Annotated in this window: 11 protein-coding genes and 1 pseudogene; 7 read left to right on the forward strand and 5 right to left on the reverse strand. The window is 61.3% G+C overall.

The window, feature by feature from the left end; all coding sequences use genetic code 11:
- Window positions 1-51 precede the first annotated feature (51 nt).
- From HUI96_RS28065 to HUI96_RS28080, 4 genes and pseudogenes are all read left to right on the forward strand, one after another.
- Window positions 52-336 (forward strand): hypothetical protein, encoded by a 285-nt coding sequence (locus HUI96_RS28065; protein WP_188258004.1) that lies wholly within the window; start codon window positions 52-54, stop codon window positions 334-336.
- A gap of 1,390 nt (window positions 337-1,726) precedes the next feature.
- Window positions 1,727-1,912, forward strand: coding sequence for a CsbD family protein (locus HUI96_RS28070; RefSeq protein WP_188258005.1), 186 nt, complete (start codon window positions 1,727-1,729; stop codon window positions 1,910-1,912).
- 299 nt (window positions 1,913-2,211) lie between these two features.
- Entirely contained in the window at window positions 2,212-3,219 is a 1,008-nt protein-coding gene (locus tag HUI96_RS28075) for a PhnA-like protein (RefSeq protein WP_237684438.1), read from the forward strand.
- Window positions 3,220-3,993: 774 nt separating this feature from the next.
- A pseudogene (locus HUI96_RS28080) lies at window positions 3,994-4,507 on the forward strand (ferritin-like domain-containing protein).
- Window positions 4,508-4,902: 395 nt separating this feature from the next.
- Here HUI96_RS28080 and HUI96_RS28085 read toward each other — a convergent pair.
- Window positions 4,903-5,400, reverse strand: a complete 498-nt coding sequence (locus tag HUI96_RS28085; protein ID WP_188258006.1) for a ferritin-like domain-containing protein — start codon at window positions 5,398-5,400, stop codon at window positions 4,903-4,905.
- Between the two features lie 1,371 nt (window positions 5,401-6,771).
- Between HUI96_RS28085 and HUI96_RS28090 the strand changes: the two genes are divergently transcribed.
- Window positions 6,772-6,975: a hypothetical protein gene (locus HUI96_RS28090; RefSeq protein ID WP_188258007.1), complete on the forward strand. Its 204-nt coding sequence runs from the start codon at window positions 6,772-6,774 to the stop codon at window positions 6,973-6,975.
- Between the two features lie 286 nt (window positions 6,976-7,261).
- On the opposite strand, the gene HUI96_RS28095 is transcribed toward HUI96_RS28090, so the two are convergent.
- Window positions 7,262-8,344, reverse strand: a complete 1,083-nt coding sequence (locus HUI96_RS28095) for an alpha/beta fold hydrolase (RefSeq protein WP_188258008.1) — start codon at window positions 8,342-8,344, stop codon at window positions 7,262-7,264.
- Window positions 8,345-9,015: 671 nt separating this feature from the next.
- Here HUI96_RS28095 and HUI96_RS28100 point away from each other — a divergent pair.
- A complete protein-coding gene (locus HUI96_RS28100; RefSeq protein WP_188258009.1) occupies window positions 9,016-9,960 on the forward strand; it encodes a hypothetical protein in 945 nt (314 codons plus the stop codon).
- Between the two features lie 33 nt (window positions 9,961-9,993).
- Here the strand turns inward: HUI96_RS28100 and HUI96_RS28105 are convergent, their stop codons facing one another.
- Complete coding sequence (locus HUI96_RS28105; RefSeq protein WP_337918676.1) at window positions 9,994-13,380, reverse strand: SIR2 family protein; 3,387 nt, start codon at window positions 13,378-13,380, stop codon at window positions 9,994-9,996.
- On the opposite strand from HUI96_RS28105, the gene HUI96_RS29755 reads away from it, so the two are divergent.
- Window positions 13,321-13,644, forward strand: coding sequence for a hypothetical protein (locus HUI96_RS29755; RefSeq protein WP_237684444.1), 324 nt, complete (start codon window positions 13,321-13,323; stop codon window positions 13,642-13,644). The genes HUI96_RS28105 and HUI96_RS29755 overlap by 60 nt on opposite strands.
- A 578-nt stretch (window positions 13,645-14,222) precedes the next feature.
- Here HUI96_RS29755 and HUI96_RS28110 read toward each other — a convergent pair.
- Window positions 14,223-15,248 carry a purine-nucleoside phosphorylase gene (locus tag HUI96_RS28110; RefSeq protein ID WP_188258011.1) on the reverse strand — a complete coding sequence of 342 codons (1,026 nt, stop codon included), beginning with the start codon at window positions 15,246-15,248 and terminating at the stop codon, window positions 14,223-14,225.
- A gap of 212 nt (window positions 15,249-15,460) precedes the next feature.
- On the reverse strand, window positions 15,461-15,874 hold the full coding sequence (locus HUI96_RS28115) for a hypothetical protein (RefSeq protein WP_188258012.1): 414 nt from the start codon (window positions 15,872-15,874) through the stop codon (window positions 15,461-15,463).
- Window positions 15,875-16,021: the final 147 nt, after the last annotated feature.

Raw genomic sequence — 16,021 nt, forward strand, 5'->3', positions numbered from 1 at the left:
CCCTTCAAGAGCGTCAGCTAGGCTGCGCAGTCGCCTGGGCGAGAGGGGACGATGCCGACTTTGGAGATCGCTCACATTCGCGAGCAGGGGCAGGACATGATCATTGCGGCCCTGGATGACAGCTTTGAGCAGAAGACCGAGATTCAGCGGAGATTCGTACTTGGCGAAATACAGCTGGCGGCCCGCGATGCCGGCCTACGAGGCATAGTTGTTGTTATTTGGCAGGCCGCCGATGGAGAGATGCGGTTCATGGCTCCTCGGCAATGGCAGCCCTTCCTTCGCAGCATCGATATCGGCCGGGTGCTCGGCAAACTGAACCGGACACTGACCTGGTAAGCAGGTCTTCGACTTGCGAGCTTTTTGAAGGAATCGTTTGCTGCCGATCCAGCAGTGACGCAAGTGCCTAGAGAGAGCGTCATCCGGCCGGAGTTTACGCGTTTCAGATCGCCCTTGAGGCGAAGCGCTGGGCGTCAAGAAAGTCGTTTCCGATCGAAATCGTACTTGGACGAATCCGAGCGCGGCTTGTTCCCTTAGTAACCGCCATCCTCGGAGCGGTACCTACGCCCGTTGTCACCATAGCGCCCGGCGTGCCGACCGTAGTCCCCATCCTCAGAATGGCGCCCGCCGTGCCGTCCGTAGTCACCGTCCTCGGAATGGTGCCTACGCCCGTTGTCACCATAGCGCCCGGCGTGCCGACCGTAGTCCCCATCCTCAGAGCGATGCATACCATAGCGCCCGCCGTGCCGTCCGTAGTCACCGTCCTCGGAATGGTGCCTACGCCCGTTGTCGCCATAGCGACCGGCGTGCCATCCGTAGTCCCGATCCTCGGAGCGGTGCCTACGCCCGTTGTCACCATAGCGCCCGGCGTGCCGTCCATAATCGTAGTGGTCAGAGTCGTTCTGGCGGTAGTCGCCAACATGGCGTCTTGCGGCTCTTCCGTAATCACCCTCGTCTCCGACGTAATTCCCTGGATTACGGGACTGCTCGGAACTTCGGTATTCCCGGCCCCCAGTATTCCCGGCTTGCGCAGCCCCCAATCCAGCAAGCGCGGTTGACGCAATGAAGATCGAGACCACGGAGGTGGTAAGAAGATGGCCCATGTTGTTTTCCTTCCATTGTACGCCTCGTCACCGTGGATGCGGAATAGCGAAGGCCTAGTCAGTTACTCCTCGCCAATGGCGACGGGCTAGCAGCTATGGTCGCCATGGGGATGAGGGGATCGTCTTCCCTGCCTGACGCTCCGTCTTTGATAGAAGTCAATTCGGTAAGGGGTTGTTCGAACTGAAGCTCAGGGCCGTGTGAACGGTTCAATCTGCAGCCTTACCGATGGACAAAATCAGCCTGGGGAAGAAAGAACCTTACGCCTGATCGCCCGGAAACCCGCAGACCTTGCTCCGGGCCCTCATGAAGGAACTCACCTTCTTCGGGGGTGAACAAGATGACGCAGCCGAGCAATTATCGACCCCCGACTGAATCGATTGCTCCGAACTACGCTGCCGCCCGCTCGGAGATGACGAAGAAGATGCAGTTGGGGCGCAAAGGCCAACGAACCTGGTCAACCTCTAAAGCACGAAAGACCACCTAACGACCGGCATCGCCGATCTGCCGAGACGCCAGCAAGGGAGCAAGCTGCTCCCGATCCTCGCGTGCATCGTCGCCGCCAACCCACGGCCCGGAACATCAGCAAGGGCGCATGGTTGGGTTTGTCCAGAGATGGAGAACGACCATGCACAAAGATGAAGCGAAAGGTACCGCTAAGAAGATGGGCGGAACGGTAAAAGACAAACTAGGCCAGGTGACAGGCGACGATAAGATGCGAGCCGAAGGCAAGGCCGATAAGACAGAGGGCAGGATCCAGAAAGGCTTTGGCAAGGCCAAGGACGCCGTTTGGGAAGCTCTCAAGCGGAGATAACGAGACCGTATGTAAGGGGCGGCCCCACTCTTGGTCATCTTTTCGGTCACTTCCTCGCCACTTATGAACTAGAACTTAGCCGCCACTCGCCGAACGGCGTGAGCGAAGTAGGTCGGAGCCCATCAGTGCGCCAAGGGTTCGAGCACTCGAACCCGGGTCATACGAAGCCGTATTCATGCGTCTGGCTCTAACACTGACTACGCCCCCGTGTGCCTTTGCGGGCGGTGCAACGAAAGCCGTCGGCCTCTTCTGAACAATTTCCATCTCATGAGGTTTGGAGGCCAAACAGGAGGTCAGCCATGACCGACATCCATCACCCTGACACGCCGCGCAATCGCGGCGACTACGACGCTCCCTACGTGAGCCCGGTCACACCGTCCGAGGATGCTCGCACCATCATGCTCAACCGGATCTCCTGGGGTGCCGTGCTCGCCGGTGTCGTCGTGGCGCTCACCACGCAACTCATACTCAACCTGCTTGGAATCGGCCTCGGGGCTGCGACCCTCCATCCTGCCGCTGGGGCAGCCGACAATCCATCCGCCTCTACCTTCTCGATTGGTGCCGGAATCTGGTTCGTGGTTGCCGGCGTGCTGGCCTCGCTGGCCGGTGGTTACGCCGCAGGTAGGCTGGCCGGCAAGCCTAAGGAGTCCACCGCTGGTTGGCACGGCCTGACCGCGTGGGCGGTGACCACGCTCGTCATCTTCTATCTCCTGACCACCACAGTGGGCGGGGTCCTCGGCGGCGCCTACCGCACCGTGACAAGCGCCCTGGGCAACGTCACCGAAGCCGTTGGCTCAACGGCGCAGACCGCTGCTCAGGCGGCAGCACCCAGTCTTGCCGGAGCGGCGAACCCCTTTTCCTCCATAGAGCAGCAGATTCGCGCCGCCACCGGCGGCAATGATCCGGCGGCTCTTCGTGATGCCGCCGTTGCTTCCGTGCGTGCCGCCCTGACCGGCAACGAGCAGCAGGCAGCCGACGCGCGCAACCGCGCCGCCGATGCTCTCGCACGCGCCCAGAACATCCCGGTCGACCAGGCCCGTGCCCAGGTGGAGCAGTATGAGCAGCAGTACCGCCAGCTATTGGAGCAAGCCCGGCAGCAGGCCAGGCAGGCTGCCGACACGGCCTCAACCGCAGTGTCCACAGGTGCCCTGGTGGCTGCGCTCAGCCTGATCCTCGGTGCGGTGGCAGGCTGGTTTGGCGGGCGGATGGGCGCCGCCGAGCCAACGATCACGGCGCGGACGGGCCAGAGCCACGCCGGGGTGGCAACCCGCCGGACCGCAACAACTATGGTGGGATCGACCGGGTGATGGACTTGTTGGATCACGACAGGGTTCTGGACCTTAACGAGTCTCCCTTTCCGAAGGGTGGCCAAGCCAGGAAGTCTGGGCGTCGGGCAGCCCGGCGGCTCTGCGGCAGGGTGGCCGTCAGCCTCACCTCACCGGATCGTTCGGTACAACACGAGAGAATATGGGCTGGCGATGATGCCAACCTGCATCGGCACGACCCGCTGGGCTACTGACGGCAGCCGGACCTGACACGAAAGGCGGCTCGCTCGATTCGGGCCGCCCGGGAAAGTCGCTGTCATTGGCCAGCGCCGGGAAGCAGACGCCGACGGTCGCTATGGAGGAGCTGTCATCCATTACGACATTCTTGATCGCGCCAAGCGCCTACGGGCGGATCGTGGAGGCGGGGCGGGGACAGCCTGACAGTGACATCTGAGACGGGCTTCACCCCGGCGACATCTCTGCCGGGGCTGGCTCCAAGCCTCGCTCCTCATCGCGGCTGCAAATACGGGCGCTCTGCTAAGCAACAGTACGCTCCAGCTAGAACTCAGTTTGCAACGATCGAGAACACTTCTGGCCGATCCAGCCTGACATTTGGTGCCGGCACCGGGGCGCATGCGTAGAACAATGGTCTGAGAACGCAGCCTCCGCTGACGCCTATCGTTCGGCGCCGGCAGATCGTCGGTGGCGAGATTAGACCTCGGCGACTAGCTGGAATCACGCGGTTCTAGGAACAACCAGAACGCAGCTTAGTTAAAGTTCGGCGTGCCGCTCGACACACACACACGCGTTCCCACAATCGGAGATGACGATGGCAACGAAAAAGGTTCACAGCGCAGCTCCAAGGGCCTCGAGGACCTCTTCTACGACGGGCTCAAGGACATCTACTACTCTGAACGCAAGATCCTGACAGCGCTGAAGAAGCTAGCCAAGGGTGCCGAATCCGAGGAACTAACCGCCGCATTCGAGAAGCACCGCGAAGAGACGGAAGCTCAGATTGAGCGCTTGCAGCAGGTCTTCGACATCTTCGGGAAACGGGCGCAGGGAAAAACGTGTCCTGCCATCGACGGCATCATCGAGGAAGACAGGTGCGCCAGCCTTGGACGCTGGACTCGTGGCCGCCGCGCAGGCCGTCGAGCACTATGAAATTGCCCGCTATGGCACTTTGGTGACATGGGCGGGCCTACTTGGCCTCGAGGAGGCCGTCCCGCTGCTGACGCAAACGCTAGAAGAAGAAAAGATGACCGACGAAGCGTTGACACGGCTCGGCGAGGCCGGCGTTAACGAAAGAGCAATGCAGGAAGTGGCGTGATTCATGAGACGTTGTGTCTGGTGCGTCAGAGAGCCGGATGGTGCCGCCGAAGGCGATAGCCCCTCCCGGATGCGATACATACCGAGAAGGGCGCAGCGAGGGGCACTTAGCTAGGGCGGGGGGAAGGTACCCCATCGCATCGTTTGCTCTCTGTCCGCCTCCGGCAACTCGGCTTGTGCACGAAAACAAGCAGCCCACCATCGAGCGAGCACTGGCGGCCGACCCCGCCGTCCGGAACATCAGCAAGCGGGCATAACTAGGTTTCTCCAGAGATGGTGAAGACCATGCAAAAAGATGAGACCAAAGGCTGCGCCAAGAAGATGGCAATGAGGAAGTCGCCGAACAGCTGACAAGAAGCATGCTCGAATTCCCGGATCGCGCCTTTCCTCAGCGCTTTACGTCCACGCCTGTGTCTTCGCGCATAGATAGGTTCTGGTCGTTTCGGGGATTCTGTCGGCCATCCATGTGGCCATGGCCTCTTCCTCGCGGCAGATTTCGTTGCAGACCCGTGCGGTCTCGGTGTCGCCGAGCGCCTCGGCCGCAGCAATGAGGATCTTGTAGGAGGCGATCTCGAAATGTTCGAAGGTGTAGCCCGAGAGCGCGCCTTTCATCACCTCGTCGCCCGACATGGCCCCGCCGACACCCTGCATGAGGGCGGTGAAGCGCGCGGTCATGTCCTTCATGGTCGAGGTCGAGACGCCGCGCCGCTGCATGCAGGCTTCGAGCCGCTGGCGCTGCGATCTCGTCTCCTCGAGATGCCGCTGGACGCGTGCAGCCAAGTCGGGATAGCTTTCGATCCGGCTCGACATCCCGCTCAGCATCTGCTCCGCCTGTTCTTCCATCGCATGCGCATCACGCAGCCAATCGTTCAGCCTTTCTTCGCTTTCAGACATGGCGAATCTCCTTCGCACTAGCGGTACGAATGGCGGCCTTGGATTGTCCGCTGTCGGCAGGCGCCAATCGCGTAACCGCCCCAACCCTTCCGCCTGTGCTCTTGTTCCGGTACACGAATGAGGTCGGCTGACGAGGACTAAGGCGGGCGTCGCTTCACTCTCCGAACCCCCTCCAGGGTCGGCGCGGCGTAGCACCGCGCAAAACTACAGGCCGTGTAAGGGTGCCCCTCTCAAAGAGCCTTTTCTCGAATTCAATGCCCACACTGTAGGCACCCATTGGTCAAGACAGCAGCATGGTTTCAAAGCGTGGCCGCTTCACGTGCGAGAGATGCCAATCGCAGGTCCGGCTGCGTTATGTAGACAAGCTAATGCTTTTCAAGAAACACAGGCCCGCTAGACGCCCCCTGCCTCAGAGCGATTTCCCCGCCGACTGGGTATGCCGTTTCCGTTCCGTGATAGCGGTGAGAATTTGATACTAGTCAAGGGCGCCCACGCTGCGGTTGGCCCGGCCTGCCCGCGTGCGGATTTGCCCGCCCGCGACAACATCGCCGATCTTGATTTTCACCACATCGCAACCGCGTAGCTTGCTATCGATCGCCAAGTTGAAGAGCGCGCGGTCGCGAAGGCGCACACGCTGATCGAGTAAGCCCAGACCTGCCGTGGTTTCAGCGGCCGTTTGGCTCTACCCTGCGTCCTGCGTTCCATGGCTTACGGCTGCACGGGCCAGGATCAAACTCTGACATTCCCATCTCATTTCTCCTTCGGCCTTGATGGCCGAGGAGCAAACGTCAATGGGCGTTGCGTCTGATACAAGTCGCTCCAGGCGGGTTCTGGATGGATCTCGCGGGTCGAGGTCGACCGAGGGGCCACCGGGGGGGGTGGCGTTGCCTCTTAGCTGGAGGCCAGACAATTTTGCGTCGAACATTCCCGGCCCTCCCAGCCGAACGCCGGTCAGGAGAAACGCTACCCCTCCCGGCTGGGGACCGAGAGGGGCATACAAGGGGGGCACCTCTTTACCTGGCGGACGAACAAGGTGCCCGATTGGGATTTAGCCCTTGCCTTCCTCCCTGCAATCCAACTTTGCAGCAAAAAAGGCTTACGTCAGACGATCTGCTTGGAGACGGCCCCGCGTAACACCGCTACACTGTCCCATGGTCCACCCGAGGTACGATCTCAGGCAACGAGCCTGATGGGAGCAAAAATGACCGGATTGGATTATGAGGACGCCCCGATCTGGTCAACCTGATGAACGGCCTGGAGGAGTTCCGGCAGGGACACCTTAGGGGCACTGGGGGATTTAGCGGTCGCCTCTTGTCTGATGGGGCGCAGAAATTTCTACCGCACATTCCGTCCCTGCCGTACACTGCGTTCATGGCCCACCAGAGGTACGACCTTAAGCAGGAGCATGACGGGAGCTGGACGGTGATCGACGTGGCCACCGGGCTCCCTGCTGAGGTGGATGGCGTGGAACTGATCGGGTTGGATTTCGACGAGGCAGACGACCTGGTCAACGCCCTGACCATCCTGGAGGACACGTCCGGTAAGCCCTCTGAGGGACGCTCAGGTTGCGCCTGAGCTTTGGCATTGGGAGAGGCCTTCTCCAGCGACCTTCGGGCAACACGTCGCTGCCGCAGTCCTCACCCACGCTGCCAGAGGAATGACCCAGCAGAATATCCTGATCTGTGTTGGTGACACCTGCGAGCCGCAGAAGAAACCGACCTGCATAAGCGTCTACTCCTCCGGAAGTTGATTGCTGAGGAGAGGGCCAACTGATTGCTCTTTCGAAGCCACGGCCGACGAGCGGCGCTGCCGATCTAGCAGCGCCGGTGAGTTGGGCCAGCGTCCCGGAGCCGAGCCGCGGTCATGGTAGGCTTTCGGATATGGTGTTGGAGGCAGCGCGTGGACGGATCTGCCGAGGACTGCTCGTAGCGCCCCTTGCATCCGGCCAGTCGGTCCCGATCGCTTCTCGGCCCTGCATTCCGGCAGCCTCATCGATCGCAGCCAGGACCGCGTCCGGCGCGGACTGGTGAACCATGTGGCCGACCCCTGTCACTCTGTGAAGAACGCTTCGGGGCAGTTCCCGGTGCAGTCGGGCAGACTGGTCGTGGAAGTCGGTGATGCGGTCTTCCGTGCCCGCGATGATCACGATGGGCATTTTCAGCTCGGAGTAACCTGGGCGGCTGAAGGCTGCATCCAGGATCATCAAACCGGATTCGGCAGCACTGGCCCTGAGTTGGGATGGCCTGACCGCCATCTCCTTCGGGAAGCCTCGGAATTTTCGCGGAATTGGGGACGGACCGAAGACGCGTCGCAGCAGCAGAGGCCACAATAAACGCGTGAGGATCGGTGAGATCGCATATCGGATGACATCCCCCACTACAGGGATTGCCGGGACCGAGAGGACGGCCACGTCCATCCGAATGCTGGGAAAGTAATAGCCAGATGCAAGCACCAGACCACGAACCATGTCCGGATGCTTCAGCGCTAGGGCTGCAGCCACGCTGGCACCCCAGGAATGCCCGAGCACGAGCGCGTCGCGCACGCCGAGCTGCCTCAGCGTCTTCTCGAACAGTTCGGCTTGCGCCGAGTTCGTCCACAGTGCCGTCCGAGGGCGGTCGCTATAGCCGTAGCCCGGCCGATCGAAGGCGATGACGCGATAATTCCGCGATGCCATGTCGATCAGGCCGCTGCTCCCGAAATCCTGGATCATGCTGCCGTTGCCGTGGAAGAGCACGAGCGGCTGGCCCTCTCCGACCTCCACATAATGGAGCCGGATACCGTCGACCTCGATGAATCGTCCCATGGGCGGGTTGGCACGCTCCGCCCGTTTGGCCAGCCATGCGTTCACGCCTGCCGAAATCGCCACGAGCCCGGCTGCAATGCCCGCGGCCATGAGATAGGGGTGACCTCGGGGGCCGGTATCCATGGATCGTGCACGCGCCATCGGCCAGTTCTCCCATCGCAGTTGAGGGCAGCAAGCGAAGCAGCGAGCACAGAGGGTCGCCCGATGCTGCAGCGCAACGCGAACCAAAGCCGGGTCACTTTTGTTCCGGACTGCCGACGGAAGGAAATTGAAAATCGCCTCTCGGTGGGGCGGGGGGGCACAGGAGATGCCGAGCGGCGGGCGGGATGTAGTCGCCATCATGCCGACGCATGGCTCAGATGGCATGACGGCTGCCGAATGGCTAAACTTGGATTCGCGGACGCCCGCCGATCTCACGGCCCCTGGAGAAGGTTGGATCCCGGTCCCCTGCCCTCTACCACTCCCAATCCGCAAAACATTCTCCGCTCCGGGTTGAGGCGCTCAGAAGCGCAGTATTTCCGGGGTTTTCCGCACAAACCTTGTGTCGGCAATCAGCGTTTCAGACGCCATTATGCTCTCTCTGGGCCGGTTTTCTCCAAACCTTGTGACTACGCAAATCCGACACAAGGTTTTCGAGCGTTGATTTTGTTGAATTTTTTTAATCAGGAGCTTGTGTCAGTTGGACAGGACTTCCTCCAACCCGTGGGCGGCTACAATCTAACCGCCTTATACCGAGTATCTGCGCTTGCTAATCGCAGATCAATATTCCACTTCTGGTTGGCCCCAATTGACGTCGACCATCAACCTAAACAATGCGCATCCTCTATCTCGATCAAAATGCTTGGGTGGCGCTTGCACGTGGCGCTTGGGATAAGGCTGAATATCCGCGCGAGCATGCGGCGCTCGCGACCGTCGTCGCACTGATTGAAGACCGTGCGATTATTACACCGCTCAGCTTCACCAATCTCTATGAAACCGCCAAGATTAATGACCCAGTTCGCCGGGCCCATTTGGCGCGCGTGCAAGCCGTGATAAGTGGTGGACATGTCTTTCGCGGTCGACGTCGCATCTTCGCGGAGACTCTCGCTGACAGCCTTGCCAAGCGCTTTTCACTTGAGCGCGAAGCGCTTGCAGACGAGTGGTTTCTTTCAAGTTTGTGGTTTGAAGCCGCCGCGGATTACTCAGCCGCAACCTATGGTCTCGAGATTTCGGCCCGGGTCCTCGACCATGTGCGGGCAAATCCAATCAAGACATTGTTCGAACATCTCGCGTACGGGGATGAGGCGGTGCGTGTCGAGGCAGTGCGGCGGTACAGTATGGGCTCGGCCGGGCTTGTCGCTCAGCTCGAGGCCCGTCGCGCCATCGTTGCTGGCGAAACGTTTGCAGTTCGCCGACGTGCCTATGGCGCGCGGCTGATCCTCGACGAGATCGACTTCATCTTGGCGACGGCGCGCCGGCTCGGATTGGCGTGGCAGAATGTCCACGACATTAGCTCGTCGCTTATGCGCAGTCTTCCTAGCGACATCCCCGTGCTCAACGTGGAACGCGAGTTGGTCATCCGGCTCGAGGATCAGACGCGCAAAATTTCGGAGAACGACCTGCGCGATGTCGCGGCCTTCACGACCGTTTTGCCGTTCGCGACAGTCATGGTCGCGGAAAAACCCTTCGTGAATCTTGCTAGACAGGCGCGACTAGGAACGCTCTACGAGACCACTCTGCTGACGTCGGTGTTCGAGCTTTCAAGTGACCTGTTCTAAATATGCAGGAGCACGCTGCATCATCGGCCATCATCAGTTCGGGCGCTGCATGAGCCGCAGGCGCCAAAACGCTGGTTCGGCGGCGATTGTAGGATTGGCGTCGAGCAGCGCCTGGATTACCTCAGTTATGTCGGAAGGTGGGGGCGCGTCGCGATCGAGCATCGAGACGATCAGTCGAAGGGCGGCGCGCGGGTAGCGCGCAATCAGATCATCCACCTCGTCAAGGCCAAGCGCGAAGCGAAGCTCGTACCGGCCAATCGGACGAACCAGACCCAAGATGACATCGACAGCCTGCTCGAACGCATCGCCGGCCAGCGCTGGAAGGCGGGCGAGATTTTCTGACACCTCGGCAGTCCTTGCCGACACGTCATTCGGCCAGTAACCGGTCAGAAATGGTTCGACCGCCCTCTCCCAGTAGGCCGCCTTCGCCCCCAAGTCGGGCTCGTTGCGCAAGAGCGAGCCGAGCTCCCAGGCCATGCGGGACAGCACGCTGTTCGGCATGCGCGTGAGGGTACGTCGGCATTCGACGTTCGTAAGCTCGAAACCCTCACGCCCCTCGATAACCGCGAACGCTGCCCCGACCACCGCACCAGATAAGTGTTCGCGCACTGGATCGTCGGTGCTCTCGTGCTCGAGAGCGCGAAAGATCGCGGCCTTCAGACGGTTGAAGAGCACCGGATATTGCGGGGCAACGGACCGCGCGACGACGCTCATCAGATTCAGCGCCTCGTCGGACTCCTCAAGGAGTGCTGTGAACAGGTGCTCCTCGACCCAGACGGGCGCGAGCCAGTGCAGGAAAGGAAGCTGCCGCATCAGCGCACCGCGCGCGATGATCCCTGCGCGGGCGGGTAACGCGATCAACGCCTCGAATCGTCCCGCGAACTGGTCGGCGAAGCCCCCGCCCGCCTCCCGATCGACATGGCTCTGCATCGTCACGAGCGATTCTGCCAAGCCGGCCAGCGGATGCGACAAGATGGCCTCGGAGAAGGGCCTCGTCCGATCGTTTTCGTCGTCGATCGTCGCACTGACCGGCAGTAGCTGGTCCCACAAGGCAAGTATCGCTGGAAACAGTGGCTCCCCTGTGCTGGCGGCATGCCGCTCGACGATCCGTGAGAGCAGGTGGCTGAGCGGGTTTAGTTCCGCCGCAGCGACAGGCGCAAGTGCGGCAAGCACCGCTATGATATCGGGCAAGCCGGCGGGTCGCTCGGTCTCTAGATACGCATAGAGGCCCAGCAGTGGCTCCCAGCGGTGGGCCGGAAACTGCCCCTTGGCCTGGGCATCAACCAGCGCAGCGAAGGCGCGCGCAGGCTCGCTCTTGGCGAACACGCGCCACAGATCCGCTTGCTCGAGACGGCTGTTGGTCTCGAACGCCTCAGCTCTTTCGAGCAATCGATTGTCGGCGACTTCATCAAGCACCCGGATGTCTGCAGATAAGCCCCAACCTGACCAACTCGGATTGTAGAGATGGGCGAGGATCGGCACCTCCCGCGGCAGGTTTGGAAATTCCGCGTAAAGCGCGGTGAGCCGGTCCGACGCTTTGCGCGAGAGCCGCCCGCCTGCAGTCCGGATGCGGGCGAGCTCCCGAGCGGTGTAGAGCGCTCGGGTATAGGCCCGGTCGACGGGGCGGGCGAAGCGCCGGACGATTTCGGGCGGCAGACCGGCCAGAATTACGTCCTCAATCTGCTTGCGCGTGCGTTCCGCAAGCGAGTTCCAGCGCCGACAGTAGAAGCGGACCAACTCGGCAGTATTGTCGGAAGACCAGTAGCGCGGACGCGTTGTCCGCCGGAGATAATCTTCGATGCTCTTTGACGGACCGACGTCCGTCACGGTCGCGGCCCAGGCGCCGAGACGTTTGAAGATCATCTCGTCGCGTTCCGCCCAACCAGTCGCGATCCTTGTCGCCCTGTGGGGATCGCGTGCAGCCAGGCGGCGCCACAGTCCGGTCATGAGCCGAACGAGCGGCGCGAATCGGTCATTGTGCGCATCAGGCTGGTTGAGCCGCCATTGCCCGGCGTGGCGATCGCCCGGTTCGATGAGACCCTCCCCTTCTTCGGGGGCATGGACGAACGCCAGATCAAAAGACATGAGATCACCATCTGCCTGGTTCAGTCCGGCATCGGTGGCGAGCTCGCAGGCCTCGCTCAGGGCTCGGTCAAGTGCCAGAATCAGGCGCTCCTCGGCGCGCGTATCCTGCGGCCAGCGCTCAAGTCTGCGCTGCCAGTCCCGTTCGCTAGTGCGGAAGCGGAAATGCGCGAGATCATGGATATTGCGAGGCTCCGCTTCTGGTTCGTCGGGCTCGTGCAGTGAGAAGCGGCGTTCGACGCGAAGGCGCGGCTCGAGCGCGGCGACGATTGCCTGGATACGGTTGGTAGTGACCGCCGCGCCCTCGCGTATCCCGCCATACGGGCTTGGGCCTGGACGAAGATTCGCTTGCACGAACAGGAGCCAGAATCGCCCGTAGAGCTCGGGAAGGGGCTCCTGACGCGATCGGAGCAGGAAGTCGACGGCACGAGCGATGCGGAGCTTGAACGCATCATTAGCCGCCGCGGCATAGCGCGCAACCACGGCTGACTGAAGCCGATCGCGGAACCATGCGATATAGGTCCAATCATCAGGATTTTGGCCATCGTTGTGGAGAGCTTCGACCCAGGCGGGATCGGCCGCGGATCGCGCTGCCGCGGCCGCGCTCGAAATTTCGCTAGTGAGGAAGGCGAACTTGGCGCAATCATCCGCTGAACTTTCAGCGTATCGAACCGCCGCAATCCGCGCCAGTTCGGCCTCAGACCATGCGAGAGGATCCCGTACCATTTCCGCCCAAGCGTTTAGCGTCCTGTACAGCGCCGAATGATCGTGGCCCGGTGCTGGATAGATCAGTGGTTGCAGGCCCTTGCCGCGCCAAGCTTCGCGTATGCCCCCGCTATCGCCATTCGGATCGGCAACGAGCGCATAGGCCGGCTTTAGATCCGGAAAATTGAGTCGACCTTGTTCTGTCGCCTCAAGCATGTAGCGCATCGGCGGGTCGTCTGCGGAATAACCAACCAACACCAGCGTGTATCGACGCAACAGGTCGTACACGATCCGCGAGGCCCAACCGCTTCGCATGTAGGCTTCGCCAAAATCGGCGGACGTGAGCACGAGATCGGTTTCGGTGAGTCGGTGCTGACGATCCGTGACGCGACCGTGGAGGTGCAGGGCGCCGGTGAAATCGTGAGAGCCGACGGTCGGCATGCCCTGCCCTGCGCTGCTCGGCAGACGCTGCCGAGTTCGTCGATACCAAACTCGCTCAAAAATGGTGTCGAAGTTCGTGGTGACGATACGGGGATGTCCATCCGGGCCCCTGGACAGGTCTAGCAGATCAGCATGCGGAGTGAAGTTTGCCCGCCGGCCCGACGTTACGAGCGCGGCTACAGCCTCGCGCACGCTGTTGCGGGGCTGCCGCCAGTTTGTGCCTCGATAGACTACCCGCTGTTCGAGCAACCCAAGCAGGCGGTCATATTGCCGAGCGTCGCGCGCTTCCTCTTCGGCCCGACCTGCGAGACTGCCGGGAGCCCCTGGGATTGCCTGACCGAGCCGCTCATAGACCTTGTCGGCAAGATCACCGAACAGCGGCAGGCCGGCAGCGCGCGATACACCTGCCCCGACCACGAACATGAGGCTACCTTCGCGCTGCGCCCGCAGAAGTGATATTGGTATATCCGGCCCATCGGTGACGAACTGCATCGTTTACTTCATATTTTGAATATTGATTCGCGGCGAGCACGACACGGCGCGCGTCCGTTCTGATCAACAATCCAGAGCGGCTGCTCGTACAATACACGTCGGCATGCGGATCTAGCTGCCCGCGAATGGCTGCGCGCGCTTGAGCTCATCGAGTGAGGGCGGCAGATTGCCGCGAGATCTCGCAGCGTCTTGGCGAAGACGATGATCGCTTGGCGATTGTCGGCAAACCCGGGAGATTATGAAGCAGGTCCTTCCGTTGAGTAGCTTCCACCTGTCTGCCGTCGAGGACTGCCTCGACAATGTCCGGCGCCAGGAGCGTCAGCCGCAGGACGCGTGAGACGAAGGAGTGGTTGAGCTTTCTGGTTGCGGCAAGCTCACTGACGCTGGCATATTCGCACTCATCCAGCATTCGCTTCCATTGGAAGGCTTGAACCATGGAGCGCAGCAAAGCGTCATCGATGTAGCGGACGGGCGCTGACCGTTTCTGCTCGCCTGTGGGCGAGATGAAGACCTTACGCCCGCCCGTTGCGGTAGCTTTTCGCCTAGTTGGCTGGAACGCCGCTTTCCCAGGCAGCCCAGTTTTCGATAATCGCGTGAGCCACCTCTGCGCCGACACGATAGGCATTGACGGTTGCCGGGCCAAAGCCACCGGACTTGGCGCTAAGCGACTGCGCCGCCGTCTGCTTCGGACCTTCTCGGTCGAAATTGGATGCCGTCCTCAACACTGCCACACGGTCAAAGTCTAGAAGCCCCGCATCAGCGGCCCGCTTGAGAGCTGTTAGTGAAGCGTTATCTTCCATTTGCGTCGTGCAATAATTCGCCTTGCCGTCGGTCATCATTGCCGCCCAGTCGCCCATCCCTTCTGCGAGCTTCGACCCATGCCAATAGGTATCGATCGACACGGTATCGCAGATGCTGACGATCGGCTCCGCACTGCCAGGTGCAGCGGGATATGATGCGCGATAGGCTTTCGCATCGTCGCTGTCGGCAAGCTCGACATCTTTGCTCAGGGCAAACGCCTTCTGTAGGAACTGCTCGTTGAGCTGATAGACCTCGCTGCCGGCGCTCCATTTCGGCTTTTCGCCTGGCCGGCTCGCACCCAAGGCCACGATGCCACTTGGCCAATCCGCCTCGATCTGTCGCGGGTCAATGTCATGACGGAGGCCGCCGTCGATCGCAAATCGCGCCCAATGGGCCGAGCCCAGCGTGCCGTCACTCGGATCGACCCCGGCGATGCCGGCGATCAGAATGTAGGTTTTCTTGAGATCAAAAAGACCGCTGTAAACCAGTGCAGACACTGAACTTGCGGCGTTGGCGTAACCCATAGCAGTGGTCATCATGCAAAGATCTTGATTGTTGCAGGCCACCTCCGGGTATTCCTTCGACAATCCCGGAACGGCGATTTTCCGCTCGAGCTTTTCACCCTCTAGCCAGGGCTTCGCCTCGCCGCCGAACATTGTGACGACCAAAACCTTTGGCGAAATCGTTTCCGCTACGGCTTGCGGTACGCCAGATAGCAGCAGCGCAGCCGCGGCCAGCGCGGGGGTGACAGATGGCATGTTCAGCATGGGCAGGGTTCCTTGGCGGCAGTACGAGCGATCGTCCCTCTCGACCCGGCGAAATGGCCGACGTCGGATCTACAGATTGGCTAGCGTGGGCAGCCTGCCGCGCCGATCGACTATATGTCAACACGATGCACGTCGACGCCAGCATAGCGGCCAGGGGACGGGATTCGAACGGCTGGTTCGCATCATGCGTTTGTTGCGATTTACGCTGTCAATCAGGGCAACTGTTCAGCCCAGCGGTGAGGCAGGCCGCGAAGGAATGCCTGTCGCTGCACCAGAGTGCCCTGACTTCCGTCGAGGATCGCTTCAACCACGTCAGGCGCCAGGAGTGTGAGACGAAGGACGCGTGAGACGAACGAGTGGTTGAGCTTCGTGGCGCCGGCAAGCTCGCTGACGCTCACGCATTCTCCCTCATCCAGCATGCGTTTCCATTCGAAGGCTTGGACGAGGGAGCGCAGCAGAGCGTCATCGATGTAGCGGGCACGCGCTGGCCGTTGCAGCTCGCCTGTCGGCGAGATGACGACCTTGCGTCCGCCCTTGCGGCGAAAGGTAAGCGGGACGTGAACTGTAACCGTCCGCTCGTCCCGGCTTACTTTCGCTGCGCCACGATCCCGGAAGCTGCCCTCCATCACGCTGCCTCCTTGCGGGTTCCGATCTTCCCGAGTTCACCGGCGAGGCTGGCCAGTCCATTGGTCCTCAGCCTGTGAATCGGCGTGCAATTTTGACCCCTTAGCAGGGAGGATCGGCGTCCAAAATTGACCCCCCTCATTCAGTCG

Source organism: Pseudaminobacter soli (ex Zhang et al. 2022), from assembly GCF_014595955.1.
GTDB classification, from domain to species: Bacteria; Pseudomonadota; Alphaproteobacteria; order Rhizobiales; family Rhizobiaceae; genus Kumtagia; species Kumtagia pseudosoli.